This window comes from Ramlibacter sp., assembly GCF_028292805.1.
Taxonomy (GTDB): Bacteria; Pseudomonadota; Gammaproteobacteria; order Burkholderiales; family Burkholderiaceae_C; genus Ramlibacter.
Genome location: NZ_JAQGLS010000126.1, coordinates 1 through 22,414 on the forward strand (window position 1 = coordinate 1; position 22,414 = coordinate 22,414).

Genomic DNA, 22,414 nt, shown 5'->3' on the forward strand with positions numbered 1-22,414 from the left:
GCATCGAGCTGGTCGACGCGACGCGGCGGCTGGCCCAGTGGCGCTTCACGATGGCGCACGGGCCTTCGGCCCAGGCGCTGGCCGTGGCGTTCGAGCGGCTGCAGGGCCGCCGGGCCGGCCATGTCCACGAGCCGGACGACGAGGCCATGCCATGCCCGCGCTGCGGTGCGCCGCTGCCGCCCGAGGGCGTGGATGCGGACGACTGCCCCGCCTGCGGCTCGACGGTGGCGCCGCCGCCGTCCACCTGGGTGCTGTTGCGCCTGTGGCGGTTCGCGCACCCCTACCGCATGCAATTGCTCGCCGGCTTTCTGCTCACCCTGGCGTCGACCATGGCCACGCTGGTTCCGCCGTACCTGACCATCCCGTTGATGGACCGGGTGCTGATCCCGTTCCAGAACGGCCAGGAGATCGACCGGTCGCTGGTGCTGCTGCTGCTTGCCGGCCTGCTGGGCTCGGCCGTGTTCGCCTGGGCCCTCAGCTGGGCGCGGACTTACGTCCTGGCACTGGTGAGCGAGCGGATCGGCGCCGACCTGCGCACGGCAACCTACGAACACCTGCTCACCCTGTCGCTGGACTACCTGGGCGGCAAGCGCACCGGCGACCTGATCGCCCGCATCGGCTCGGAAACGGACCGGATCAACGTTTTCCTGTCGCTGCACGCGCTGGACTTCGCCACCGACGTCCTGATGATCGTCATGACGGCGCTGATCCTGTTCTCGATCAACCCGTGGCTGGCCCTGGTGACGCTGGTGCCGCTGCCCTTCATCGGCTGGCTGATCCACCTGGTGCGGGACCGGCTGCGCACCGGTTTCGAGAAAATCGACCGCGTCTGGTCAGAGGTCACCAACGTGCTGGCCGACACCATCCCCGGCATCCGGGTGGTCAAGGCCTTCGCGCAGGAGTCGCGCGAGGCCGCCCGCTTTCGCCAGGCCAACGCCCACAACCTGGCCGTGAACGACCGGCTCAATCGCACCTGGAGTCTGTTTTCGCCGACGGTGGGGCTGCTCACCGAAATCGGCCTGCTGGTGGTCTGGGCCTTCGGGATCTGGCAGGTCAGCCGCGGCGAGATCACCGTCGGCGTGCTGACCGCCTTCATCGCCTACATCGGGCGCTTCTATGCGCGGCTCGATTCGATGAGCCGGATCGTCTCGGTGACGCAGAAGGCGGCCGCCGGGGCCAAGCGCATCTTCGACATCCTGGACCACGTGTCCAACGTGCCGGACCCGGCCCAGCCGGTCGCGCTGGCATCGGTGGCCGGGCGCATCGAGCTCAAGGGCCTGTCCTTTCGCTACGGCAGCCGCAGCGTGATCCGCGACCTCGACCTGGAGATCCGCCCGGGCGAGATGATCGGCCTGGTCGGCCACAGCGGCAGTGGCAAGAGCACGCTGGTGAACCTGATCTGCCGCTTTTACGACGCGACCGACGGCGCTGTCCGGCTCGACGGCGTCGACATCCGGCGCTTCGCCGTGGCGGACTACCGCCGCAACATCGGGCTGGTGCTGCAGGAGCCCTTCCTGTTTTTCGGCACGATCGCGGAGAACATCGCGTACGGGCGGCCCGACGCAAGCCGGGCGCAGATCGTCGCCGCCGCCCGTGCCGCGCACGCCCACGATTTCGTCCTGCGCCTGCCCCACGGCTACGACTCCATGGTCGGCGAGCGGGGGCAGGGCTTGTCGGGCGGCGAGCGCCAGCGCATCAGCATCGCCCGCGCGTTGCTGATCGACCCGCGCATCCTGATCCTGGACGAAGCCACTTCGGCGGTCGACACCGAGACCGAGGGCGAGATCCAGAAGGCGCTGGACAACCTGGTGCAGGGGCGCACCACCATTGCCATCGCCCACCGGCTGTCCACATTGCGCCAGGCCGACCGGCTGGTGGTGATGGACCGCGGCCGCATCGTGGAAGTCGGCGCCCATGACGACCTGATCGCCCGGCAGGGCGCCTACTGGCGGCTGTACGAGGCGCAGGCGCGCAACGTGGACACCGAGCCGGAGGTCGCGCCCGATCCGGGCCTGCATTCGGCCCATCCGGCCGGCCAGTGAGCAAACCCATGGACTTCACACTTCACCGCAACGCCTTCGGGCGGCTGGTGCTGACGGACGCCGCCGGCAGCGCGCACGTGGGCGTGGTTCCGGTGCGCGCCTTTCCGCTCGCCGCGCCGCAGGACGGCCTGTCGCTCATGGGGCCCGACGGCCACGAGCTGGCATGGCTGGACCGCATCGAGGCCTTGCCAGCGGACGCGCGCGCCCTGGTCGAGGAAGAACTGGGCCCGCGCGAGTTCGTCCCGCGCATCGAGCGGCTGCTGTCGGTCTCGGGGTTCGCCACGCCCAGCACGTGGCGGGTGCAGACCGACCGCGGCGAAACCGGCTTCGTGCTGAAGGCGGAGGAAGACATCCGGCGCCTGCAGGGCGGGGCGCTGCTGGTCACCAGCGGCGAGGGCCTGCAACTGCTGGTCCCCGACCGCTTCGCGCTGGACCGGGCTTCGCGCCACCTGCTGGAGCGGTTCCTGTAGCGTCGTCGGCGGGGCGGCGCGCTGTCTGCACATAATCGTGCATGTACCAGCCGCCGCAGTTCAAGTCCGACGACCCCGCACTCGCGGCGGAGCTGATGCGCCGGCATGCCTTCGCCAGCCTGATCTCCACGGACGACGAAGGCTTTCCCTTCGTCACGCACCTGCCGCTGCACCTCCAAGAGCGTGAAGGCGGCTTCGTGCTGCTCGGACATTGCGCCAGGCCCAATCCGCACTGGCGCCACCTGCAGGCGCGGCCCGCGGCCCTGGCCACGTTCATGGGGCCGCATGCCTACCTGTCGCCGAAGATCTATCCCGACCTGCAGCGCGTGCCCAGCTGGAACTACCTGGTGGTGCAGTGCCGAGTGCGGGCGCGGCTGGTGGAAGACGCCGATGCCAAGGACGCCCTGCTCAAGAAGATGATCGGTGACCATGAGCCGCGCTACACCGAGCAATGGCGCGGCCTGGGCGAGGAGTTCGCCAGCAAGATGCTGGCCGGTGTCGTCGGCTTCCGGCTGGAAGTCACCAGCTGGGCCTGCAAGCTGAAACTGAACCAGCACCGGCCGGAGTCGCACGCCAAGCTGCGCGCTGCCTATGCAAAGGGCAACGACGACGAGCGCGAGCTGGGTGAATGGATGGACCGACTGGGAACGGGAGGAGACTGATGCGCGCGATCTTCGGTGTATTGAGCTTGCTGGTGGTGGTAGCCGTGATCGGCGTGCTGGCAAAGAAGCAATTGGGCGCCGGCGTCGCGCCGGCCACGTCGGAACGGCCAGTGCCGGGCGTGGTGGCGCCCGCCGGCACCCCCAGCCAGCAGCAGGAGCAGTTCAGGCAGGCCGTGGAAGGCGCCCTGCAGCAGGCGCGGCCGATGCCCGACGACACCAAGTGAGCCTGGACGACGAGGCCTTCATGCGTGATGCCCTCGCGCAAGCCGGCCTCGCGGCGGTCGCCGGCGAGGTGCCGGTGGGCGCCGTCGTCGTGCGCCACGGCCAGGTGATCGCACGCGGCCACAACCGGCCTGTGTCCAGCCACGACCCGACGGCGCACGCCGAGATCCAGGCGCTGCGCGCCGCGGCGGCGGTGCTGGGCAACTACCGGCTGGACGACTGCGACCTCTACGTCACCCTCGAGCCCTGCGCCATGTGCAGCGGCGCCATGCTGCACGCGCGCCTGCGCCGCGTCGTCTATGGCGCGGCCGACCCCAAGACCGGTGCCGCCGGCTCGGTGCTGGACCTGTTCGCGCAACCACGCCTGAACCATCGCACGCAGGTGCAGGGCGGCGTGCTGGCCGCCGAATGCGGCCAGGGCCTGTCGGAATTTTTCCGCGCGCGCCGGCAGGAAAGCCGAATGCGGGCGCGGCCGCTGCGCGACGACGCACTGCGCACGAGCGACGAGCGCTTTCGCGATCTGCCCGGCTATCCCTGGGCGCCGCACTACATCGACGACCTGCAGTCGCTAGCCGGCCTGCGACTGCACTACCTCGACGAAGGGCCGCGCGACGCCGACATCACCTGGCTGTGCCTGCACGGCAACCCGGCCTGGAGCTACCTGTACCGCAAGATGATCCCGGTTTTGCTGGAAGGTGGCGGGCGGGTGGTGGCGCCGGACCTGGTGGGTTTCGGCAAGAGCGACAAGCCCAAGCGCGAAGCGGCCCATAGCTTCGCCTGGCACCGACAGGTGCTGCTGGAACTGGTCGAGCGGCTGGATCTGCGCGAGGTCGTGCTGGTGGTGCAGGACTGGGGCGGGCTGCTGGGCCTGACGCTGCCGATGGCCGAGCCGGGGCGCTATCGCGGGCTGCTGGTGATGAACACCACGCTGGGCACCGGCGACGTGCCGCTCGGCCCCGGCTTGCTGGCCTGGCGCGAGATGTGCGCGAAGAATCCCCGCTTCGACGTCGCCCGCCTGTTCGCGCGCGGCAACCCGCAGCTGACGCCAGCCGAATGCGCGGCCTACGCGGCGCCGTTTCCGGACGCCGGCCACCGCGCCGGCCTGCGCGCCTTTCCGGCGATGGTGCCGGACACGCCCGATGCGCCTGGCGCGAAGCTCTCGCGCCAGGCGCGCGACTTCCTCTCGCAGGATTGGGAGGGCCGCACGCTGATGGCGATCGGCGCGCAAGACCCCGTGCTCGGCGAGCCTGTGATGCAGGATCTGCGCCGGCAGATCCGCAACTGCCCCGAGCCCGTGGTGCTGCCGCAGGCGGGCCATTTCGTGCCGGAGCAGGGCGAGGCCGTGGCCCGGGCGGCAGTGGGATACTTCCGCCGGTGAAGAAACGCATCTACATCTATTCGCCGTCCAGCGCCGTTCGCAACAAGGCCGGCCTGCGCCGCGCGGTGGCGCGCTTGAAGGCACTGGGCCACGAAGTCGAACTCGATCCCGACGTGCTCGCCAGCCACATGCGCTTTGCCGGCGACGACGAGGCGCGGCTGGCCGCGATCGGCCGGGCCGCGGCCAGCGGCGCCGACATCGCCATCGTCAGCCGCGGTGGCTACGGCCTGTCCCGGCTGCTGCCGCGCCTGCCGTACGAGGCCTTGGCGAAAGCCGTCAAGGGCGGCACCCGGTTCGTCGGCTACAGCGACTTCACGGCGCTGCAGAACGCGCTGCTGGCGGAGACCGGCGCGATCACCTGGTCCGGCGCCGCCGCGGCCGAGGATTTCGGCGGCGAGGGCGACCCCGACGACATCATGCAGGACTGCTTCGAAGACCTGGTGAGCGGGCAAGGCGAGGGCACCGGCTGGCAGCTCGCCCGCAGCGACACATTCGATGAGCCGCTGCAGGCGCGCGGCGTGCTGTGGGGCGGCAACCTGGCGATGATCGCCTCGCTGGTCGGCACGCCCTGGCTGCCCAAGGTCAAAGGCGGCATCCTGTTCCTGGAAGACGTGAGCGAGCACCCGTACCGGATCGAGCGCATGCTGACGCAATTGCTCTACGCCGGTGTGCTGGCCAGGCAGAAGGCGATCGTGCTGGGGCACTTCAACAACTGGATGCCGGTGCCGCACGACAAGGGCTACAAGCTCAAGACGGTGGTCGACTGGCTGCGCGAGCAGGTCGAGGTGCCGGTGCTGACCGGGCTGCCGTTCGGGCACGTGCCCACCAAGGTCTGCCTGCCGGTGGGCGCCAAGGTCACGCTGGCCGCGGAAGGCCGCGACGTCTTCCTGCTGTGGGGCCACCTGGGCCCGCACGACCACCACCACGACGACGGCCACGAGCACTGAGCGCGGCGGCCGCCCGTCCATGAAAAAAGCCCGGGTCGTCCGGGCTTCGTCGTTCTGGATACAGGGCGGCACTATCCCATCAAGGGGCTGGGCCGCGACGTCAGGCTGCCCGGCAGCAGGCCCTGGAACATCTGCGTGATGTGCTGGATCTTCTCGCGGGCGGTGGCCTCGCCCTGGGTGGCCGCCAGGGCCGCCATCAGGTCGCCGCGCAGGTACCACAGCGCCTGCACGTCGTTGGCGTAGCGGATGCGGCGGGTCACATTGGGAAACTGTTTCGGCCCGGCGTCGCCAAGCAGGCCCAGCATGGCTTCCCGGATGTCCTCGATCCCGGTTTCCAGCGTGGACTCGGTCGGTCCGCCCGGGTTGCCCAGGAGGCCATAGATGCTGCTGCGGATGCTGCCTTTGAACCAACGCATATTCAGGCTGTTGTCGGATGCGACAAGGAATTGGGGGGTCGGATGCTTAACTTATTCGCTGGTGGCTGCGTTAGCAAGCTGCACCAGTGAATTAGTTAACGAAAAAACCACAATAAAAACAACGAGTTGTGGAAGGAAGGTCACGTCGTTTCTAGTCTGAGTCGAAAAAGAATGCTTTCTGACTCATTCCTTGTCTGCGGTCGCTTCGACAGGTTACTACGCCAGCACGGACGTTCGGACCGGCAGCTTAGGGAGATTCCTGGGCCTGCAGCAAGAGAAAAGCCCGGGAGATCCGGGCTTTTCTCGCGAGCGCGACGCCGGCTTAGTTGTTGACCGGAGATGCCGGGTCCAGCAGCAGCGCCATCACGTCCCGGACTTGCTGCTCCGACAGGTTGCCCATGTGGCCGGAGCGCGGCATGTTGGAACAGGCGTTGTAGGCCTTTGCGTTCCAGATCTTGCCCCAGGTGTATTCCACGATCGGCTTGGCGGCAGCGCTGTCGGGGTCGCTCACGCCGCGGATCCTGCCGTAGTTGTACAGGCTCGGCCCGATCGTGCCGAAGGAGATTTCCTGCTTGGAGATCTGGTGGCAGTTGTAGCAGTTGCCGCCGTTGGCGGCGCCGGCCTGGTCGCTCCAGGTCTGGCCCCGGCCGCTCTGGGCGGTCGTCTCGCCTTGCTTCCAGTCACCCAGGAACTTGCCCCCGGCCGGCCATTTGACCGTCTTCAGGTTGGCTTGCTCCAGGCGCTTGGCGGTGGCGGCGTCCAGCGGCTTGCCGGCGACGTCGGCGGCGTTGCACAGCGTGAGTGTCTCGTCGATCTGCGTGACGCGCTCGACGCCGGCGATGCCCTGGGTGCGGAACGCGCCCTTGACCATGGCATCGGCGACCTTGTCCATTGCCGCGGAATCAGGCGTCGATGCGGTCATGGAGGCACAGCCGACGACGGCCAGCGCCGCCGCGAGCGCCGCGGCGACGGTCTTGGGAGTCTTCTTCATGTTGGCTCTTTTCAGCGCTTGAGGGCGGGCGCCACGGACTTGGCACCCTTGGCGTTGACGCCCAGGTATGTGGACAGCGCGGTGAGCGCGTCGCTGCCGAACTCGGGGAAGGGGAAGCGCTGCTGGCGGTAGCAGTCGTTCAGGCGCAGCTGCATGCTCCACATCTGGCCGTTGGACACGCGGTAGGCGGGCCAGGCCGCGAAGCCGACGCCGTCACCCGGGTTCTTTGTCAGGTTGGGCAGGTCCTGCAGCCGGATGCGCTTGCCGTCCTCGCCGTGGCACGAGGCGCACGAAAAATCGTGGGTGCCGCCGCGCATGAAGAAGATGCGCTTGCCGGCTTCGTAGAAGGTCTTTTCCTGCGCATGGGCCTGCGGCAGGTCGAACTGCAGGCCTTTGGATTCGGCGGCCACCCAGGTGGCCAGCGCCGTCACGTTGGCCATCTCGCCGCGACCGAACGGCGTCTCGCCGATCTCCGCCGCATTGAAGCCTTGCAGCCGCTCCATGCAGGTGACCAGCCGCGTCTCCAGGTCTTGCACGTTGCCGACGTCGGCGAACCAGCGCGGCAGCTCCACGAAGGCACCCTTGACCACGCCCGGGCCCTTGCCCAGGTCGCAGGCCTGCAGCGATGCGTTTTTCGGGCCGCGCTTTTGCTTCCACAGCGCCTCGCCCTTGGCTTCGAACAGTTCGGCGGGGTTGCCGTCGGCCAGCATGGCCCGGTATTCGTCGATGGCTTCGCTGGCACTCTTTTGCGCCAGCGCGCCGCCGGCGATGGCGGCGCATGCCGCCGCGGCCAGCAGGTGGGAAATCCGCATCGTTGTCTTCTCCTCGGTCCTTGGGGTGGCGCCGCCGGTCAGCCGACCGTGGCTTCGTCGGTGCGGCTGTCGCCCTTGTTGTCCTTCCAGGTCACCGCGATCTTGTCGCCGGCCTTGGCGCCCTTGACGGTGAACTGCAGGAACGGGTTCTTGGCGACCGCCGGGCCCCATTCGGCCGAGAACACCGGCTTGCCGTTGTGCGAGGCGGTGACTTCGTTGATGTGCCAGGCCGGGATGACCTTGCCGGCCGCGTCCTTGCGCTGGCCGGTTTCCATCTCGTGACTCATGAGGACGCGGACGATCGCGCCGCTGCCCTGGACTTGCGCGCGGATGCGCATCGGATCTGCCATGGTGTGCTCCTGATTTCGGTGAATTCGATCAGCCGCCGCAGCCGCCGAGGGTGACCTTGATTTCCTTCTTGGCGAAGAAGGCCTTGCCGTCCTGGGCGATCGCCACGGCGTACACGTCGGACGACTGGCCCATCTTGGCGCGGGTGGAGAAGCTGGAATCCACGGCCGGGTTGACGTTGAACACGGCAACCAGCGCACTGGGGTTCTTCTCGACCAGCAGCGCCAGGTGCTTGACGCCCGCCATGGTGGTGGTGGCGCCGATCGGCACCACCGCACCGTTCTCCGCGATGTCCGGACCCTGGACGGTCACGTCCTTGCTCTCGGTCAGCGAGGTGCCGCCCAGCGCCTTGACGGCTTCCTGGACCGACCTGGCGTCGAACGCGGTCTTGTTGAAGGCGTGGGCAGGGCCGGTCAGCATGACCCCCGAACCCAGCGCGCCGGCGGCCAGCAGGCCTTGTTTCAGCGTATCGCGACGTGTCTGCATGGTGTGCTCCTTCATAATCACATACTTAATAAACGGACCGCCGGTCCTTGTCGGGACAAATCCCAACGCAGCTCAGCGGGGTAGAGCGGGGTATCTTGGCGACGGCGTCTATGCCGTCTTGAAGCCGGGATCGGGCAGCGCGCCCGCGAGCCTGGGCACGTTGGGCTGGCGCGCCGCGACCTTGCCGCCACGGTCGGCCAGCCACTTTTCGACCAGCTCCCAGACCGGCGGCGTGTTGGCCGCGCGGGCCTCTTCCGAGACCGGCGCCCAGCCCGCCACCTTGTACTTGCGGTCGGCCTCGATCGGCTTGCCGGCCAGCCGCATGTCGACGATACGCCGGCCCATCCCGGCCAGCGGGCTGCAGGTGTATTCCAGCCCGCCCACGCGGACCATGTCGCCACCTTGCTGGTAGTACGGGTCGGGGTTGAACAGGTTGTCGGCCACGTCTTCCAGCACCGTCTTGATCGTCGCGCCGGTCATCTCCGTGACGGTGGAATAGGAGTAGGTGGTGGCGGTCATGTCCATCAGCCATTCGCGCGTGATCGGCTGGCCCGCCAGCAGGCTGGTGCCCCAGCGAAAGCCCGGCGAGAAGGCGATCTGGGCGCCTTGCACGTCCATCAGGGCGTCCAGCAGGAGCTGGTCGCCGGTGCCGTTGAAGTTGCCGCGGCGGTACAGCGTGCCTTCGGTGACGGCCAGGGTCTGGCCCAGCTTCTGCTCGTAGGGCGCGCGCACCTTCGTGATCAGCGCGTCCATCTCGCGATCCGCCGGCAGCATGTTGGAGAACACCGGCAGCAGCTTGTAGCGGTAGTCCACCACCTTGCCGCCCCTGACGTCGAAGTCCATCACACCCAGGAACTTGCCGTTGGAGCCGGCGTTGGTCACCAGCGTCTTGCCGCCCGCATTGGAAACCACGCTGGCCACCGGCATGCCGTCGTGGGTGTGGCCGCCCAGGATGGCGTCGATGCCGGTCACGCGGCCGGCCATCTTCAGGTCGACGTCCATGCCGTTGTGGCTCAGGAGCACCACCACCTGCGCGCCCTTGGCGCGGGCTGCGTCGACAGTCTTTTGCATGCCGTCGTCGCGGATGCCGAAGGTCCAGTCGGCGACGAAGTAGCGCGGGTTTGCGACGGGCGTGTACGGAAAGGCCTGGCCGATGATGGCGCAAGGCACGCCGTTGATCTCGCGCAGCACATAGGGCTTGAAGACCTGGTCTTCGAAATCGGCCGTCCTGACGTTCTGCGCGATGAATTCGATCCTGCCCTTGAAGTCGTTCTCCACGATCTCCTTGACGCGCTCCATGCCGAGCGTGAATTCCCAGTGGCCGGTCATCAGGTCCACGCCCAGCAGCTTGGCGGCGTCGACCATGTCCTGGCCCTTGGTCCACAGCGCGGTGGCGGAGCCTTGCCAGGTGTCGCCGCCATCGAGCAGCAGGGCGCCTGGGCGGCTGGCCTTCATGCGCTTGACCAGCGTGGCCAGGTGGGCGAAGCCACCGAGCTGGCCGTAGCGGCGCGCCGCCTGCTCGAAATCGAGGTAGGTGAGGGCGTGGGCCTGCGGGGTGCCGGGCGGGATGCCGGCGACCTTCAGCAGGTGCTCGCCCACCAGGTGCGGCAGCCGGCCCTTCATGGCCCCGATGCCGAGGTTCACGCTCGGCTCGCGGAAATGGACCGGCCGCAGCTGCGCATGGCAGTCGGTCATGTGCAGGAACGACACCTTGCCAAAGCGCGGGATGTCGTACAGCCCGGCGGCCGCGGTGGCGGCGTCGGCATCGGCCCAGCGGGCGAGCGGGAGGCCGGCGGCCGAAGCGGCGGCCAGGACTTGCAGCAGATCGCGGCGGCTCAGGTTCATGCCGCGCGGGCCTTGGATTCGGACATTCTCGAAAACTCCTGGAAGACCCTGGATTGTGCCGTCGTGCGGACGCGGCTCATGGCGCGCCGCCGCCGGCCCGCTGGCCATGGCCTCGGCGGCGGCCTCGGACAAGCACTGCGCAGGCATGGGAATCGCTCCCCAGACGCCGACGCCAGCGGACTCGACCTTGGTCGCCAGGTAGTCGGCCTTGCCTTTGTGCTTGCCGGCGATCATGTTGGGGTCGCCGCGGCCGGCGCCTTGCGCCATGGCCAGCGACGCGGCAAGCCCGGCGGCGGCCGCGGCGAAGGCGCCGCGGAAGCCACGCCACCCCTTGCCGGCTTCAGCCGCGACTTCGGCCCTGCCGGCGCACCCACACTGCGTCGCTCAGTGAAAAGCCTGGCCTGCCTCGGCGATTTCCAGCGATTGCCTTGACGCGACCGGTCGCCGCGCGAGGTTCAGGCGACGCTGCGATTGGCGGCGAGCACGCGCTCGCCGAGGTAGGCGCCGTAGAAGTCGGGGATCGAGGCGCCGACCAGCCGCGGCGCAACTTCGATGCCGCCCCGGCCCAGGAACAGCACCGTGGGGGCGGCGCGCACTTTCCAGGCCGGCACCATGGCGCCGTGGGTGGTGGCGCGGCCGGCCACGTCCAGCAGCGGCTGCCGGCCTTGCATGTCGACCTGCACGATGGGCTGGGCCGTCTCGCGCAACATCGGCGCCAGGTGGCTGTTGCGCACGAACCGGCAAAAGGGGCAGCCGGGCAGGCTGACCATCACCACCAGCGCCTTGCGCTCCAGCAGCGCCGCGGCCAGCTCGTCCCTCAGCGATACGGACAAGGGCAGGGTGGCGTCCATGGCGGGCGCGGCCGACAGCGGGACCAGCGGCAACGCCGCGGCCAGCAGCAGGTGCCGTCGGCGCAAGCCAGGAGCCGTCACGACGGTCATGGGGTTTGCCGCTCCATCAGCAGGTAGGTGTTGTATGCGTTCATGCGGTTGGCGGCGCGAAACAGCGGCAGCTGCTCGAACCGGCTCCAGTCGGTGCGCGCATAGGCGTGGTCGAAAGGCTCCATGTCGCGCGCCGCCTGGCCCATGGCTCGGCGCAGGAAGCCCAGGTAGTCGCGGGTGAGCTCCAGGTCCTGCCGGGCCGACGTCGACGGCGGGCCGTGGCCGGGTACGACGACGGCCGCGTCCAGCGCCAGCAGCGTGTCCAGCGCCTTGATCCACTGGCCGCTGTCGGCCTGGCCCACGAACGGGATGCGGCCACGAAACACGATGTCGCCGGCGAACAGCACGCGTTCGGCCGGCAGCAGCACCACCAGGTCTTCCGGCGTGTGGGCGGTGCCCACCGGTTGCAGCACGATGCGGGTGCCGCCCAGGTCCAGCTCGGTGCGGCCGGTGATCCACTGGTCGGCCGCGACCAGCTGCGTGGCGGCATCGATCCAGGGCGCAAGGTCGGTGCGCGAGACCTCGAGCCGGCTGGCGGCAGTGTCCGAGTGCAGGTAGCCGCGGCCGGCGGCGTGGGCGATGATCTTCGCGCCTTGCCGGCGGAACTCCTGCAGGCCGTAGATGTGGTCGGCGTGGTAGTGCGTGACGATCACGTGCGTCACCGGCTTGCCGGCGACGCGCCGGATCTCGGCCAGCAGCTCGCGCGCCAGCTGTGGCGAGCCCAGGGCGTCGATCACGACCACACCGGCTGGCGTGACGATGAAGCCGGCATTGCTGATGAAATTGCGGTTGGCGGTGCTGCCGAGCGCGGCTTCGCCTTCGATGTACCAGGCGGAAGGCGAGACCTGCTGCGGGACCACCGGACGCGGCGCCGCCGGCTGCGCAACGGCTGCCGAAGCGACCAGCGCCAATGCCAATGCCAATGCCAATGCCACCCAGCATGAGAAGCGTCGGATCGCCATCGTCAGCACAGGTCGGACTCGATCGCGACCTGCGTGCAGACGGCGCGGCACAGCGTCACCACCTGGTCGTTGACGATGCGGTAGAAGATCTGCACGCCATCGCGTCGCTTGGCCAGCACGCCCGCCTGGTACAGGGTGTTCAGGTGCTGCGACATGTTCGGCTGGGTGGTCCGGATCTGCTCGAGCAGCTCGCTGACGTTCTTCTCGCCGTTGCACAGGCAGCTGATGATCTTCAGCCGCATCGGCGCCGACATCACCCGGAACACCTCGGCGGCCTTTTCAAACACTTCGTCGGATTCGGCCACCGGGCCGGTCTCCTCTTTGGGCTGGCGTTTCGGCATGGTCGTGGGCGGCTCCTGCTTGGATGAGCCCGTGTATATCACTAAATCGTACTTCAGTTATATAGGCCCCGGCCCGCACCGGGCTGATGAGAAAGTCGTCCGGGCCGGCCGCAGCCGCCCCACTAAACTCGCGGGTTCCGCCCGGATTCCCGGACGCCCTTTCTTTTCGCACCGTTCCATGAGCCTGACCGACGACCCCGCATCCCTGAGCCGCCTGGTGATCTTCGGCGCACTGGCCATCGGCCTGGTCCTGGGCGTCGTCGGCCAGGCCAGCCGTTTCTGCGTGCGCGGCGCCGTCGCCGACTGGGTCGAGCTGCGCCGCCCCGGTCGGATGGTGGCCTGGCTGCTGGCCATCGCCGTCGGCGCCGTGGCGGTGCAGGGCCTGATCGGCTTCGGACTGATCGACGGCACCCGGGTGCTGTCCTGGAGCGACCGCCTGGTGTGGCTGTCGGCCCTGGTCGGCGGCCTGCTGTTCGGCGCCGGGATGATCCTGGCCGGCGGCTGCCCGCAACGCTGCCTGGTCAAGGCCGGCTCGGGCAACCTGAAGGCCGCCGCCACCTTGCTGATCGTCGCGATCGCGTCCGCCATGACGCTGCGCGGCCTGTTCGCCACGCCGCGAGCCGAGTGGCTGGACCGCTTCAGCGTGTCGCTGGGCACCCCGCAGGACCTGGGCTCGCTGGTCGCCGGCGCCACCGGCGCCTCGCCCCAGGCCGTGCGCTGGACGCTGGCGTGGCTGGCGCTGGCTGGCGTCCTGACCCTGGGCTGGCGACTGCGCCGTGCGGTGGGCAAGGGCGACTGGGTCGGTGGCATCCTGGTCGGGCTGCTGGTGGCGGCGGCGCTGTACCTCACCGGCAACATCGGCTTCCTGCCAGAACACCCCGAGACGCTGGAGCCAGCCTGGCTGGGCACGCAGTCGCGCCGGCCTGAAGGCCTGTCGTTCGCGGCCCCGATGGCACACGCGCTCGATCTGCTGACGCTGTGGACCGACAACAGCATGGTCGCCACCTTCGGCGTGATGCTGGCTGTGGGCGTGCTGGTCGGCGCCGCTGTCAGCGCCAGGCTGCGCGGCGAGTTCCGGCTGGAGTCGTTCCGCAGCCCCGGCGAAGTCGGCTCGCACACCGCCGGCGCCATGCTGATGGGGTTTGGCGGCGTCACCGCGCTGGGCTGCTCGATCGGCAATGGCGTGACCGGGATGGCGATGCTGTCCAGTGGCGCGCTGCTGGCCACCGCCGGCATCGTGGCCGGGGCCTGGGTGGTGCTGCGCTGGCGGCAACGCGGCCAGCTGGTGGCGAGGCCGGCCGCCGGCGCCTTGCGCGCGGGCTGAGACTAGGCCCGTGCCCGATCGCGCACCAACGTGACAGGCTGCGTCGCGGCGCGGGCGCGCAACTGCCCGCAGCCGGCATCGACGTCCTGCCCGGCCGACTGCCGCAGCTTGGTCAGCACGCCGCGCCGGTGCAGGCTGCGGGCGATGGCGGCGGCGCGTTCCCAGGAGGGCCGCCGAAAGTCCAGCCCTTCGACCGTGTTGTACGGGATCATGTTCAGCACCGCGTACTTGCCGGCCAGCAGCCGCACGATGCCATCGAGCTCGTCGTCGCCGTCGTTGATGCCGTCCAGCAAGGTCCACTGGTACTGCACCGGGTAGCCGGTGGCGCGGGCATAGCGCTCGCCCTGTGCGACGAGTTCATCCGGCGTGATGCGCGGCGCGCGCGGCAGCAATTGCTCGCGCAGGCCGGCCCGGGTGGTGTGCAGTGAAAGCGCCAGCGCCGGTTTCACGCGGCCAAGCGGCAAGCGCTCGAACACCCGCGGGTCGCCGACGGTGGAAAACACCAGGTTCTTGTGGCCGATGTTGCCGGCCGTGCCGAGCAGATCGATCGCGTCCAGCACGTTGTCCAGGTTGTGGGCCGGCTCGCCCATGCCCATGAACACGACCTTTCTGACCGGGCGGCGGGCACGGGCCAGGGCCACCTGCGCCACCATCTCGGCGCTGCCCAGCTGGCGCACCAGGCCGCCGCGGCCGGTCATGCAGAACACGCAACCGACGGCGCAGCCGACCTGCGAGGAGATGCACAAGCCGTCGCGCGGCAGCAGCACGCTCTCGACGGCTTGCCCGTCGGCCAATTCCACCAGCAGCCGCTCGGAGCCGTCCGCTCCCGGGTGGGCCGACTGCAGCCGTGCCAGGCCCTGCAGTTCGGCCTGCAGCGCGGGCAAGGCTTGCAGCAGCGCCGCCGGCAGGAAATCCTGCAGCCGGCGCCGTCCGCTGTCTTGCGGCAGGGCCTGTGCCCACAGGCGCAGCACCCGCTGCTCGTGGGTGGGGCCGGCGCCGGCGGCGCGCAAGCGTTGCTTGAGGGTTTCGATCTGCATGGGATGACCGCGATTATCCGGGCCGCGGGCAGGGCGCCGACCGGTCTACCCGCGCGCTCCGGACCGGAACAGGCGGTTGTATTCGAATGGACGCACCACCGTCGCCCTGATCTTCGCGGCGTCCGGGTGGGCCGGGTTGACCAGTGCCGCATGTTCCTCCGGCACGATCACCGAGGGCACCAGCAGGATGGCGCTGTCGCCAGCGCGCAGCCAGGCCGAGCCGGCCTGCGCGCTGGTGGCGCCGGCGGGAACCGCGTTCCAGCTGGGCGGCAAGGCCGCGGCATCGAACTCCTTGCGGCCTTGCCAAACCCGCGGCGGCAGCTCCAGCCGCACCAGGTAGCGGTTCAGGGGCAGGCCGCCGTCATCGATGTGCGCCGCCGTCTCCAGCACCGCCATGGCGATGGTGGGGGCCGTGTACAGCACCGCCTGGCCAGCCTCGTTCCAGCGTCCCGGATGGCGGGCGGCGGCGCCACCGCCGAGGTCGTCCGCCTGGTACTGCCTGGTCTCGGTGGCGATCCGCCAGAGGATCATTGATAGGCGCCGCTTTCGATCGCACCGAGCACCTTGAGCACGACGTCCAGGCCGGTCGGCGTGTCGACCAGCTCGGACGGCTTGCGCCCGCCCAAGGCCGGCTGCGGCACGTCCAGCCACTTGCCCAGCCACCTGGCCGCGTCGAAGTCCCCGGCGCCGTCGGCGGTGGAATTGGCCACGATCTCCTGCGCCTTGGCAATCAGGCGCGCCATCCCGATGGCGGCCTGGCCGCCGCTGCCGGAGATCACTTCACCGGTCGCCACCTTCTTCTCGGCGGTGGCCTTGGGCACGCCCAGCATGTCGAAGACGTGCATCTGCGGCAGGTCCAGGCGCCTGGACACGTCCTTCAGGAAGCGGCCCTCGACGCCGCGCCGCTCCAGGTCGACGAGCTCGAAGGGGGTGGCTTGGGCCACCAGCACCACGAAGGCGTCCAGGTCCTGGTAGGGTTCGTGCGGCGCTGCCGGCATCGCCCGCAGGCGGGACCGGGGCGTGGCCAGGGCTTTGGCCGTGCGCCTGGGCGGCTGCTGGAGGGAGTCGGTCGCTGCCATGGAAGCTCCGGTGCATTGCCTCGATATAGACTCATTGTAGCCTCGATCGAGGCTGAGAAGTCAATGCCCGCCAAGGCATCAGGGCTGGCTTGGCGGGAACCGGTACGAGGCCATGGCGACCTGCATGACATGGTCGACGAACACCTGTTCGCCGACGTCGGCCCCGGCCGCGCCGGCCACCACCATCAATGGCAGCAGGTGGTCTTCACGCGGATGGGCCAGGCGCGCGGCGGGCGCGGCTTCCCAGTCGACCAGCAGGCGGTCGCGCTCGGCCGGATCCGGCTTGCTGACGGCGGCGTGCAGGTAGCGCTCGAAGGCGTCGGCCACCGGCGTCGAGTTGGCGCGGCCGAAACCGGACATGTTGTGGTACGTGAGGCCGCTGCCCAGGATCAGGACGCCTTCGTCGCGCAGCGGCGCGAGGGCCTGGCCAGCCCGGATGTGCTCGGCTGGGTCGTAATCGCTCTTGAGCGACAGCAGCACGACCGGCACGTCCGCATCGGGGTACATCAGGCTCATGGGCACGAAGGTGCCGTGGTCGTAGCCGCGGTCCGGATCCTCTGCGCTGGCGATGCCCGCGCCGGCCAGCAGCTCGCGCACCCGTCCGGCCAGTTCCGGCGAGCCCGACGCCGGGTACTGCAGGTGGTAGGTGTGCTCGGGAAACCCGGAGTAGTCGTAATCCATCGGCGGCCGCTGGGCGGTCGAGACCGAGAATTGCGGCGCTTCCCAGTGTCCGGTGATGACCAGAACGGCCTTCGGCTTGGCGGGCAGCCGGGTCGGCAAGGCCGCGATCTCGCGGGCGGTCTTGGCGAACATCTGCTTCATGCCGTCGACCCAGGGCCAGGGCCCGCCGCCATGGGAGAGGAAGAGCACCGGAAAGCGGGCGGGATGGGTGTCTGTGGTGTTCATGCTGGCGAATGGTTGGCGCGGTTGATGGCCCCGGTGATGCTCCATCGGGAACCCCTCCAGGCTGCGTCACGCATCCGCAGGGTGACCGACAGCTTTGGCCTGCGAGTTTAAGCGGCGCACCTTGCAGGCTTTCGTGACCAGCGGTTCACGGCCGACAACAAGGACGGGACGCACGCCGTCACTGCCATCCAGGTCGCAAACCAGCCAGCCCGCGAGCAGGCTGTCGCAGCGGTCATCGGGGCAGTAGACTTGCCGACGGAGCTCATCTTGTGGACCAGTCTGCCGCCAACCGCTATCGAGGCGACTTCGTCGCCTGGACCGGCGTGTGCGGCTTCATCGGCGAGGGCGGTGGCGGCGCTCCGATTTTTCCGCATTCGCACTACGCGATCCAGCTGGTGATCGGTGCGCCGCCAGGGCTGCGCGTGCAGTTCGGTCGCCACGGAGAATGGCAGTCCTGTGCGGCGGCGCTGGTTCCCTCGCGAGCCACCCACAGCATCGACGTGAGCGGGTGCGACATGAGCGTCGTCCTTTTCATCGAGCCTGAAACCCCTGAAGGCAAGGCGCTGGCCGCCCGGCTGCAGGGCCGGCTCGAGCTCCTCGAGCCGGAAGCGGTGGCGGTCGGCGTCAAGCGCCTCGAGCGGGCTTGGCGCGTCGAGAGCAGCTACGACGCGGTCAAGGCCGCCTGCATGCAGCTCGTGCAGGACGTCTCCCGAACTGCACCTCGCGCCCCCTCCGATCCGCGCGTGCTGGCCGCAGTGGAGTACATCCGCCAGCGAGTCGACCAGGCCGTGACGCTGTCCGAGGTCGCAAAGGCGGCCAGTCTGTCTCCCGGTCGTTTCCGGCACCTCTTCGTGGAAGAAACCGGCATGCCTTTGAAGACCTACCTCTTATGGCGTCGGCTGCTGCACGTCTGGACGCTCCTGATGCGAGGGGAGACGCTCTCGACGGCAGCCCACGCCGCCGGATTCGCGGACTCCGCACACCTTTCCAGGACCGCGCGGACCATGTTCGGCCTGCCGCCGTCCGCCTTGCAGGTGACCGGGCCCCTCAGCGCCCGGCTTCGCAGCCCGCAACATCACCGGGGCTGAATCACCGGGCCGGCGAGCGTGCCAAGGAAGGCGGCAAGGTCCTGGATGTCGGCGGCCGACAGCCGGATGGCCTGGCGCTCGGCGTGCCTGTCCCCGGGTCGGGCCGGTTCGCTGTGGCCAATCGCCGCCTGGGCAGAGGTGGCGTGGTGGCAGGCTCACTGCTTCCCCGACGGGCTGTCAGGCCGAGCGGCGTCGAGCATTTGCTGCAGGTCTTTCGGCACGGGCAGGCGCTGGAACCCGCTGACGTCGGTACCCCCGGTGTTGCCTTCTGGCACGAGCCCGGCAGCCGTGAAGATGAAAGCCGCCACCAATCGCCAGACCTGGCCGCCGGCCTGGCCGTGCAGGCGGTTGCGCCAGGCGAACCGGAACATGCGCCAGTGGACGCGGACATGTTCACCGGTGGTGGCTTGTCCCAGCACATGGGCCCGCTCAAGGTGTCGCAAGGCGGTGCGGAACTCGCCGTGCGCCTCTGCGGCGGCTGCGGCGGCGAGTTCTGCTTGAACGCTGGGTTTGATGCGAACTGCGAAGGTGGTCACGAAGTGCTCCGGGTTGTCCAATGCACTGAATTCTTCGCTTTCGCAGCGCTTTGGGCTTGAACGCAGAGGCTGTTCTTGTGGCCCATTTGTTCAAGTCAAACTTCGGCTGGCTGCGGGGATGCAGCCCCACGCCCGCGGGTGCCGACAACTGGTGACGGGGAAGTGTCTGACTACGCCACCTGTGCCCAGCGGTTCCCCGTGCCAGGGCGTCCACGGGTGCCAGACGGAGCATTTCAGCGAGAATTGGAGCGGACCGTCGCCGAGCCGGCGTCACATGAAGGAGTCCTCATGCCCGGCGCGTACGCCCATCTCTCCGTTGTTAATGACGCCCAGAAGCTCGCCGAGGCGGCAGGACTGCGCGAGGAAACGCTGGTCAGCCTGGGGCTCCATCTCGAGTTCCTGGAACTGGGCTCGGTCAGCCCCGACTATCCCTACTTGTCGCTGCGTGGCGACCAGAAGCGATGGGCGGACGCGATGCATTACACGCGGAACGCCACGCTGCTGCGCGCCGGCGTCGCAGCAGTCAGCACCTTGCCACCGGAGCTGAGGGAGAAAGCGACCGCCTGGCTCCTCGGCTTCGCAGCCCACATGACCACGGACATGACGATTCACCCGGTCGTGGAAATGCGAGTGGGCCCCTACGCCGAGAACCAGGGCGAGCACCGGCGCTGCGAGATGCATCAGGACGCCTTCATCTTCCCGCGTGTCATGAACGTGGGGGATACCGGCCTGTCCGAGCACTTGGCGACTGGAATCGCGACCTGCCATGCCGAGGGTGACGAAGACGTGTTCGACCCCGCCGTCGAGAAGGTCTGGCTCGCCATGCTGCATGCAGCGTACCCGGGCGAGCTGGCGCAGGGGCAACCGCTTCCAAGCAACTGGCATTGCGGATTTCGCGACATTCTGTCGACCATGGCTGGTGTCAACCACCTGTTCCCCTTCGCCCGCCACGCCAGTGCCCACCTGAACCTCGCCTACCCGTCGGCCCAAGACGTCGACCCGAGCTTCATCCGTCAGTTGCGCACCCCTGAGGGGCCGCTTGACTATGAGGCGATTTACGAACGTGCCCGGACCAACGTCCTGACGGTGTGGAAGGTGCTGGACGGGGCGCTGGTAACCGGCCGCTCTGAGGCCTTGGACCGTCTTGAGGACTGGAACCTGGACACCGGCCGCACCGTGCAGACGGGTCGGCTCGTTTTCTGGAAGGAGGTGGTATGACCCGCTTTTTCAATGTATTTCTCGCCCTCAGCGTAGTCCTGTTGGCGAGCTGTGCGACGCAGCCGAACGAGCGGGACATGAATCACTTGGCCTCGGCATTGACCAAGGTGTCGGCCGCCGTGGACGTGACGGTTCGATACCGCACGCCGGCGGAGACTTCGTCGCAAAGCGAGCTGCTGCTTGCGGCGACCGGCCACAACACGCAGCTGATGAAACCGTTCGAAGGTATGACGGTGCGCGTCCTCCGTAGTGGCCGCGACTCCGCGGTGCTGGTGTGCCAGCCCCGGGGCAGGGCACTTCTCGAAGACGCGGGCTGTACTGCAAGGCTCGATGTACACCGTTGGAGCGCCGCTGGCAGCGACCGGTGCGAATTCACGCTGGATGTGAAAAACGTGTGCGCGCGATAGCGCTTGAGGAATTTGCATGCCGAAAAACATCATCATCTTTTCTGACGGCACTGGCCAGCAGGGCGGGCTGAAGCCCGACCAGAATCTGAGCAACATCTACAAGCTGTTCCGCGCGGCGCGGACCGGCCCGGACAGCCCCGTTGACCCGAAACACCAGATTGCCTACTACGATGCCGGGCTCGGGACTGAGCCCGACCAAGGGAGCATCCCGTTGCGCACGGTACAGGCGTTCCGCAGGATGTGGAGCGGTGCGACCGGCACCGGCATCAGCCGGAACATCGCCGACTGCTACCAAGCCATCCTGAAGCACTACGAGCCGGGGGACCGCGTGTTCCTTTTCGGCTTCAGCCGCGGCGCGTACACGGCAAGATGTGTCGGGGGAGTGATGTCGCTCTGCGGGGTCCCGACGCACGACGCCGACGGCGGACCGCTGCCGCGGTACGGCAATGCCCTGCGCAAAATTTCCGATGAGGCTGTTCAGCAGGTGTACGAGCATGGTTCTGGCAGCCACAACCCGGAGCACAAGCTGCAGCGGCAAGAAAAGGGGCGGCGATTCCGGGCCAAGTACGGCAGCAACAACACGGAGGGGCTGGCCAATGAGGTGCCGTACTTTATTGGCGTATTCGATACGGTGGCAGCTCTGGGTGCTCCGGGCATCCGGCGTTTGTTGATGGCACTCGTCTTGGTGACGTTTGTCGCTGGCTTAACTGCTCTGGTGGCTGGCGTCCTGGCGCTGTCGCCCTGGGTCGCTTTCTGGCCCGCGTACGCAGCGCTTGGTGCGCTCATCGGCCTCAGCATGGGCGTCAGTTACGTACGGTCTAACCTGAAGACCATCTGCGACTACCCCACTGAAGGGAAGTCCGACTGGCACTTCGCCCCACCGCGCTTTCAGATTTACGACGAGTCGCTGAACACCCGCGTGCGCTACGCACGCCACGCGCTCGCGATTGACGAGAGCCGGAAAGACTTCGACCGGGTGGTTTGGGCCATTCCTGGCGAACGGCCTGACCGTACCGGGGAGCCTGAATGGCTGCAGCAGCTCTGGTTCGCGGGCAATCATTCGAATATCGGTGGCAGCTACGCCGAGGACGAGTCTCGACTGTCTGACATTTCGCTGCAATGGATGCTGGAGCAGGCCACCACCTTGCCGCACCCCTTGCAGGTCGACCGCAGCAAGCTGAGCCTGTTTCCAGACCCTGCCGGCATGCAGCACGACGAAATCGAGAGCATGCGGGACTCGTACCCCTGGTGGGTGCCGAAGGCATGGCGGCATACCTGGGTTGAGAAACCACGCAAGGTTCCCGCCGGGGCTATCTTGCACCCCACTGTGGCGGAGCGCGTTGCGTTAAGTGGTGGCGTGCTGCGCTATGGCCGGCGCACCGCTTACCGTCCGACGAATCTGTCGAGCCACGGCCAAGTGGCGCAGTTTTACGGTCCCGACACACAGCACGTTGCCACTAACGAGCGGGGTGACAGCCAGCGACCACCAGGTACCGTCTAAGCGCGCGAACGGCTTGAGCTCCGGAGACTCACTTGGGTTGCGTTCCGCGGAGCGCCAAGGAGATGGAACCCTGTGGGTGGCACTGCAGTTGCGCACCGTGTCAACGGCAGCGGCAACCGCCGGTGGGCGCTAAGTCGTTGAGCCGGACCTCGGGGCGGGCCCTAATCATGAGAAAGCCAATCCGGATGCCGCGCTGACCCCACGAGCCCCAGTTTCTGCACTTGAGTTGACATAATACGCAGAGCAAGACCGGCATCTTGCAGCAGGGTAGGGGCAGCCTGCACCGGCTCTGTGAACGATGCTCCCAAAAGCATAGCAACCGCCAGCAGGATGGAAAGCGACGACGCCCCGCCCTGGCGCTTGAGACGGTCCGCTATGCGTCGCCAAAGGTCCGCCGTGTCGTCGTTCGCGGCCCGCATGGACTGGAGGCGCACGGCTACGTCTTCCGGGTCATC

The 22,414-nt window shown here is 68.3% G+C and carries 27 protein-coding genes; 12 read left to right on the plus strand and 15 right to left on the minus strand.

Going from position 1 to position 22,414, the window contains the following annotated elements; translation table 11 throughout:
- The 6 genes from JWP65_RS07365 to JWP65_RS07390 all read left to right on the plus strand — a co-directional run.
- Positions 1 to 2,042: ABC transporter transmembrane domain-containing protein (locus JWP65_RS07365; protein ID WP_299762145.1), on the plus strand; the 2,042-nt coding region annotated here is incomplete at its 5' end.
- Between the two features lie 8 nt (positions 2,043 to 2,050).
- A complete protein-coding gene (locus JWP65_RS07370) occupies positions 2,051 to 2,512 on the plus strand; it encodes a DUF1854 domain-containing protein (protein WP_299762148.1) in 462 nt (153 codons plus the stop codon).
- Positions 2,513 to 2,553: 41 nt separating this feature from the next.
- Positions 2,554 to 3,174, plus strand: a complete 621-nt coding sequence (locus JWP65_RS07375; protein ID WP_299762151.1) for an FMN-binding negative transcriptional regulator — start codon at positions 2,554 to 2,556, stop codon at positions 3,172 to 3,174.
- A complete protein-coding gene (locus tag JWP65_RS07380; RefSeq protein ID WP_299762153.1) occupies positions 3,174 to 3,398 on the plus strand; it encodes a hypothetical protein in 225 nt (74 codons plus the stop codon). Before JWP65_RS07375 ends, JWP65_RS07380 begins: the two co-directional genes overlap by 1 nt.
- A complete protein-coding gene (tadA, locus tag JWP65_RS07385; RefSeq protein WP_299762156.1) occupies positions 3,395 to 4,774 on the plus strand; it encodes a tRNA adenosine(34) deaminase TadA in 1,380 nt (459 codons plus the stop codon). The genes JWP65_RS07380 and tadA overlap by 4 nt, the downstream gene beginning before the upstream one ends.
- Positions 4,771 to 5,721 carry an LD-carboxypeptidase gene (locus JWP65_RS07390; RefSeq protein WP_299762159.1) on the plus strand — a complete coding sequence of 317 codons (951 nt, stop codon included), beginning with the start codon at positions 4,771 to 4,773 and terminating at the stop codon, positions 5,719 to 5,721. Before tadA ends, JWP65_RS07390 begins: the two co-directional genes overlap by 4 nt.
- Before the next feature lie 71 nt (positions 5,722 to 5,792).
- Here the strand turns inward: JWP65_RS07390 and JWP65_RS07395 are convergent, their stop codons facing one another.
- From JWP65_RS07395 to soxB, 6 genes are all read right to left on the minus strand, one after another.
- Positions 5,793 to 6,137, minus strand: coding sequence for a hypothetical protein (locus JWP65_RS07395; protein ID WP_299762162.1), 345 nt, complete (start codon positions 6,135 to 6,137; stop codon positions 5,793 to 5,795).
- 322 nt (positions 6,138 to 6,459) lie between these two features.
- A complete protein-coding gene (gene soxX, locus JWP65_RS07400) occupies positions 6,460 to 7,128 on the minus strand; it encodes a sulfur oxidation c-type cytochrome SoxX (protein ID WP_299762165.1) in 669 nt (222 codons plus the stop codon).
- An 11-nt stretch (positions 7,129 to 7,139) separates the two neighbouring features.
- The gene (soxA, locus tag JWP65_RS07405) at positions 7,140 to 7,940 is read right to left on the minus strand and encodes a sulfur oxidation c-type cytochrome SoxA (RefSeq protein ID WP_299762168.1); all 801 of its coding nucleotides are present in this window, start codon (positions 7,938 to 7,940) and stop codon (positions 7,140 to 7,142) included.
- A 38-nt stretch (positions 7,941 to 7,978) separates the two neighbouring features.
- Entirely contained in the window at positions 7,979 to 8,290 is a 312-nt protein-coding gene (gene soxZ, locus JWP65_RS07410; protein ID WP_299762171.1) for a thiosulfate oxidation carrier complex protein SoxZ, read from the minus strand.
- 28 nt (positions 8,291 to 8,318) lie between these two features.
- Positions 8,319 to 8,774, minus strand: a complete 456-nt coding sequence (gene soxY, locus JWP65_RS07415; protein ID WP_299762174.1) for a thiosulfate oxidation carrier protein SoxY — start codon at positions 8,772 to 8,774, stop codon at positions 8,319 to 8,321.
- Positions 8,775 to 8,882: 108 nt separating this feature from the next.
- Entirely contained in the window at positions 8,883 to 10,619 is a 1,737-nt protein-coding gene (gene soxB / locus JWP65_RS07420; RefSeq protein ID WP_299762177.1) for a thiosulfohydrolase SoxB, read from the minus strand.
- Here soxB and JWP65_RS07425 point away from each other — a divergent pair.
- Positions 10,590 to 11,051, plus strand: a complete 462-nt coding sequence (locus JWP65_RS07425) for a hypothetical protein (protein WP_299762180.1) — start codon at positions 10,590 to 10,592, stop codon at positions 11,049 to 11,051. The two genes, soxB and JWP65_RS07425, sit on opposite strands and share 30 nt — an antisense overlap.
- A 23-nt stretch (positions 11,052 to 11,074) precedes the next feature.
- Here JWP65_RS07425 and JWP65_RS07430 read toward each other — a convergent pair whose 3' ends face one another.
- The 3 genes from JWP65_RS07430 to JWP65_RS07440 are packed head-to-tail and all read right to left on the minus strand — an operon-like array spanning position 11,075 to position 12,863.
- A complete protein-coding gene (locus tag JWP65_RS07430; protein WP_299762183.1) occupies positions 11,075 to 11,560 on the minus strand; it encodes a hypothetical protein in 486 nt (161 codons plus the stop codon).
- On the minus strand, positions 11,557 to 12,489 hold the full coding sequence (locus tag JWP65_RS07435) for an MBL fold metallo-hydrolase (RefSeq protein WP_367280484.1): 933 nt from the start codon (positions 12,487 to 12,489) through the stop codon (positions 11,557 to 11,559). Before JWP65_RS07435 ends, JWP65_RS07430 begins: the two co-directional genes overlap by 4 nt.
- Before the next feature lie 35 nt (positions 12,490 to 12,524).
- Positions 12,525 to 12,863, minus strand: coding sequence for a metalloregulator ArsR/SmtB family transcription factor (locus tag JWP65_RS07440; protein WP_299762186.1), 339 nt, complete (start codon positions 12,861 to 12,863; stop codon positions 12,525 to 12,527).
- Positions 12,864 to 13,041: 178 nt separating this feature from the next.
- Between JWP65_RS07440 and JWP65_RS07445 the strand changes: the two genes are divergently transcribed.
- A complete protein-coding gene (locus JWP65_RS07445; protein WP_299762189.1) occupies positions 13,042 to 14,187 on the plus strand; it encodes a YeeE/YedE family protein in 1,146 nt (381 codons plus the stop codon).
- Positions 14,188 to 14,189: 2 nt separating this feature from the next.
- Here JWP65_RS07445 and JWP65_RS07450 read toward each other — a convergent pair whose 3' ends face one another.
- The 4 genes from JWP65_RS07450 to JWP65_RS07465 form a co-directional block, all read right to left on the minus strand.
- On the minus strand, positions 14,190 to 15,224 hold the full coding sequence (locus JWP65_RS07450; RefSeq protein WP_299762192.1) for an RNA methyltransferase: 1,035 nt from the start codon (positions 15,222 to 15,224) through the stop codon (positions 14,190 to 14,192).
- A 45-nt stretch (positions 15,225 to 15,269) separates the two neighbouring features.
- Positions 15,270 to 15,755, minus strand: a complete 486-nt coding sequence (locus JWP65_RS07455; protein WP_299762195.1) for an RES family NAD+ phosphorylase — start codon at positions 15,753 to 15,755, stop codon at positions 15,270 to 15,272.
- Complete coding sequence (locus JWP65_RS07460) at positions 15,752 to 16,303, minus strand: antitoxin Xre/MbcA/ParS toxin-binding domain-containing protein (protein ID WP_299762198.1); 552 nt, start codon at positions 16,301 to 16,303, stop codon at positions 15,752 to 15,754. Before JWP65_RS07460 ends, JWP65_RS07455 begins: the two co-directional genes overlap by 4 nt.
- A 78-nt stretch (positions 16,304 to 16,381) precedes the next feature.
- Positions 16,382 to 17,209 carry a class III extradiol ring-cleavage dioxygenase gene (locus JWP65_RS07465; RefSeq protein WP_299762201.1) on the minus strand — a complete coding sequence of 276 codons (828 nt, stop codon included), beginning with the start codon at positions 17,207 to 17,209 and terminating at the stop codon, positions 16,382 to 16,384.
- 269 nt (positions 17,210 to 17,478) lie between these two features.
- Between JWP65_RS07465 and JWP65_RS07470 the strand changes: the two genes are divergently transcribed.
- Positions 17,479 to 18,297 carry a helix-turn-helix domain-containing protein gene (locus tag JWP65_RS07470; RefSeq protein ID WP_299762204.1) on the plus strand — a complete coding sequence of 273 codons (819 nt, stop codon included), beginning with the start codon at positions 17,479 to 17,481 and terminating at the stop codon, positions 18,295 to 18,297.
- A 155-nt stretch (positions 18,298 to 18,452) separates the two neighbouring features.
- On the opposite strand, the gene JWP65_RS07475 is transcribed toward JWP65_RS07470, so the two are convergent.
- Complete coding sequence (locus JWP65_RS07475; protein ID WP_299762207.1) at positions 18,453 to 18,854, minus strand: DUF3703 domain-containing protein; 402 nt, start codon at positions 18,852 to 18,854, stop codon at positions 18,453 to 18,455.
- Between the two features lie 267 nt (positions 18,855 to 19,121).
- Between JWP65_RS07475 and JWP65_RS07480 the strand changes: the two genes are divergently transcribed.
- Genes JWP65_RS07480 through JWP65_RS07490 form a run of 3 tightly spaced genes read left to right on the plus strand, consistent with a single transcriptional unit; the run spans position 19,122 to position 21,959 of the window.
- On the plus strand, positions 19,122 to 20,051 hold the full coding sequence (locus tag JWP65_RS07480; protein ID WP_299762210.1) for a zinc dependent phospholipase C family protein: 930 nt from the start codon (positions 19,122 to 19,124) through the stop codon (positions 20,049 to 20,051).
- Entirely contained in the window at positions 20,048 to 20,458 is a 411-nt protein-coding gene (locus JWP65_RS07485; protein WP_299762213.1) for a hypothetical protein, read from the plus strand. The genes JWP65_RS07480 and JWP65_RS07485 overlap by 4 nt, the downstream gene beginning before the upstream one ends.
- A 16-nt stretch (positions 20,459 to 20,474) precedes the next feature.
- Positions 20,475 to 21,959: a DUF2235 domain-containing protein gene (locus tag JWP65_RS07490; RefSeq protein WP_299762216.1), complete on the plus strand. Its 1,485-nt coding sequence runs from the start codon at positions 20,475 to 20,477 to the stop codon at positions 21,957 to 21,959.
- Positions 21,960 to 22,120: 161 nt separating this feature from the next.
- Here JWP65_RS07490 and JWP65_RS07495 read toward each other — a convergent pair.
- On the minus strand, positions 22,121 to 22,414 hold a 294-nt coding region (locus JWP65_RS07495), incomplete at its 5' end, for a hypothetical protein (RefSeq protein WP_299762219.1).

What these genes read in the sequence shown, in the direction of transcription:
- JWP65_RS07370 (WP_299762148.1), top strand. Translation starts at nt 2,051, where the DNA reads ATGGACTTCACACTTCACCGCAACGCCTTCGGGCGGCTGGTGCTGACG.
- JWP65_RS07375 (WP_299762151.1), top strand. Translation starts at nt 2,554, where the DNA reads ATGTACCAGCCGCCGCAGTTCAAGTCCGACGACCCCGCACTCGCGGCG.
- JWP65_RS07380 (WP_299762153.1), top strand. Translation starts at nt 3,174, where the DNA reads ATGCGCGCGATCTTCGGTGTATTGAGCTTGCTGGTGGTGGTAGCCGTG.
- JWP65_RS07395 (WP_299762162.1), bottom strand. Translation starts at nt 6,137, where the DNA reads ATGCGTTGGTTCAAAGGCAGCATCCGCAGCAGCATCTATGGCCTCCTG.
- soxX (WP_299762165.1), bottom strand. Translation starts at nt 7,128, where the DNA reads ATGAAGAAGACTCCCAAGACCGTCGCCGCGGCGCTCGCGGCGGCGCTG.
- soxA (WP_299762168.1), bottom strand. Translation starts at nt 7,940, where the DNA reads ATGCGGATTTCCCACCTGCTGGCCGCGGCGGCATGCGCCGCCATCGCC.
- soxZ (WP_299762171.1), bottom strand. Translation starts at nt 8,290, where the DNA reads ATGGCAGATCCGATGCGCATCCGCGCGCAAGTCCAGGGCAGCGGCGCG.
- soxY (WP_299762174.1), bottom strand. Translation starts at nt 8,774, where the DNA reads ATGCAGACACGTCGCGATACGCTGAAACAAGGCCTGCTGGCCGCCGGC.
- soxB (WP_299762177.1), bottom strand. Translation starts at nt 10,619, where the DNA reads ATGAACCTGAGCCGCCGCGATCTGCTGCAAGTCCTGGCCGCCGCTTCG.
- JWP65_RS07430 (WP_299762183.1), bottom strand. Translation starts at nt 11,560, where the DNA reads ATGACCGTCGTGACGGCTCCTGGCTTGCGCCGACGGCACCTGCTGCTG.
- JWP65_RS07440 (WP_299762186.1), bottom strand. Translation starts at nt 12,863, where the DNA reads ATGCCGAAACGCCAGCCCAAAGAGGAGACCGGCCCGGTGGCCGAATCC.
- JWP65_RS07445 (WP_299762189.1), top strand. Translation starts at nt 13,042, where the DNA reads ATGAGCCTGACCGACGACCCCGCATCCCTGAGCCGCCTGGTGATCTTC.
- JWP65_RS07450 (WP_299762192.1), bottom strand. Translation starts at nt 15,224, where the DNA reads ATGCAGATCGAAACCCTCAAGCAACGCTTGCGCGCCGCCGGCGCCGGC.
- JWP65_RS07455 (WP_299762195.1), bottom strand. Translation starts at nt 15,755, where the DNA reads ATGATCCTCTGGCGGATCGCCACCGAGACCAGGCAGTACCAGGCGGAC.
- JWP65_RS07460 (WP_299762198.1), bottom strand. Translation starts at nt 16,303, where the DNA reads ATGGCAGCGACCGACTCCCTCCAGCAGCCGCCCAGGCGCACGGCCAAA.
- JWP65_RS07465 (WP_299762201.1), bottom strand. Translation starts at nt 17,209, where the DNA reads ATGAACACCACAGACACCCATCCCGCCCGCTTTCCGGTGCTCTTCCTC.
- JWP65_RS07480 (WP_299762210.1), top strand. Translation starts at nt 19,122, where the DNA reads ATGCCCGGCGCGTACGCCCATCTCTCCGTTGTTAATGACGCCCAGAAG.
- JWP65_RS07485 (WP_299762213.1), top strand. Translation starts at nt 20,048, where the DNA reads ATGACCCGCTTTTTCAATGTATTTCTCGCCCTCAGCGTAGTCCTGTTG.
- JWP65_RS07490 (WP_299762216.1), top strand. Translation starts at nt 20,475, where the DNA reads ATGCCGAAAAACATCATCATCTTTTCTGACGGCACTGGCCAGCAGGGC.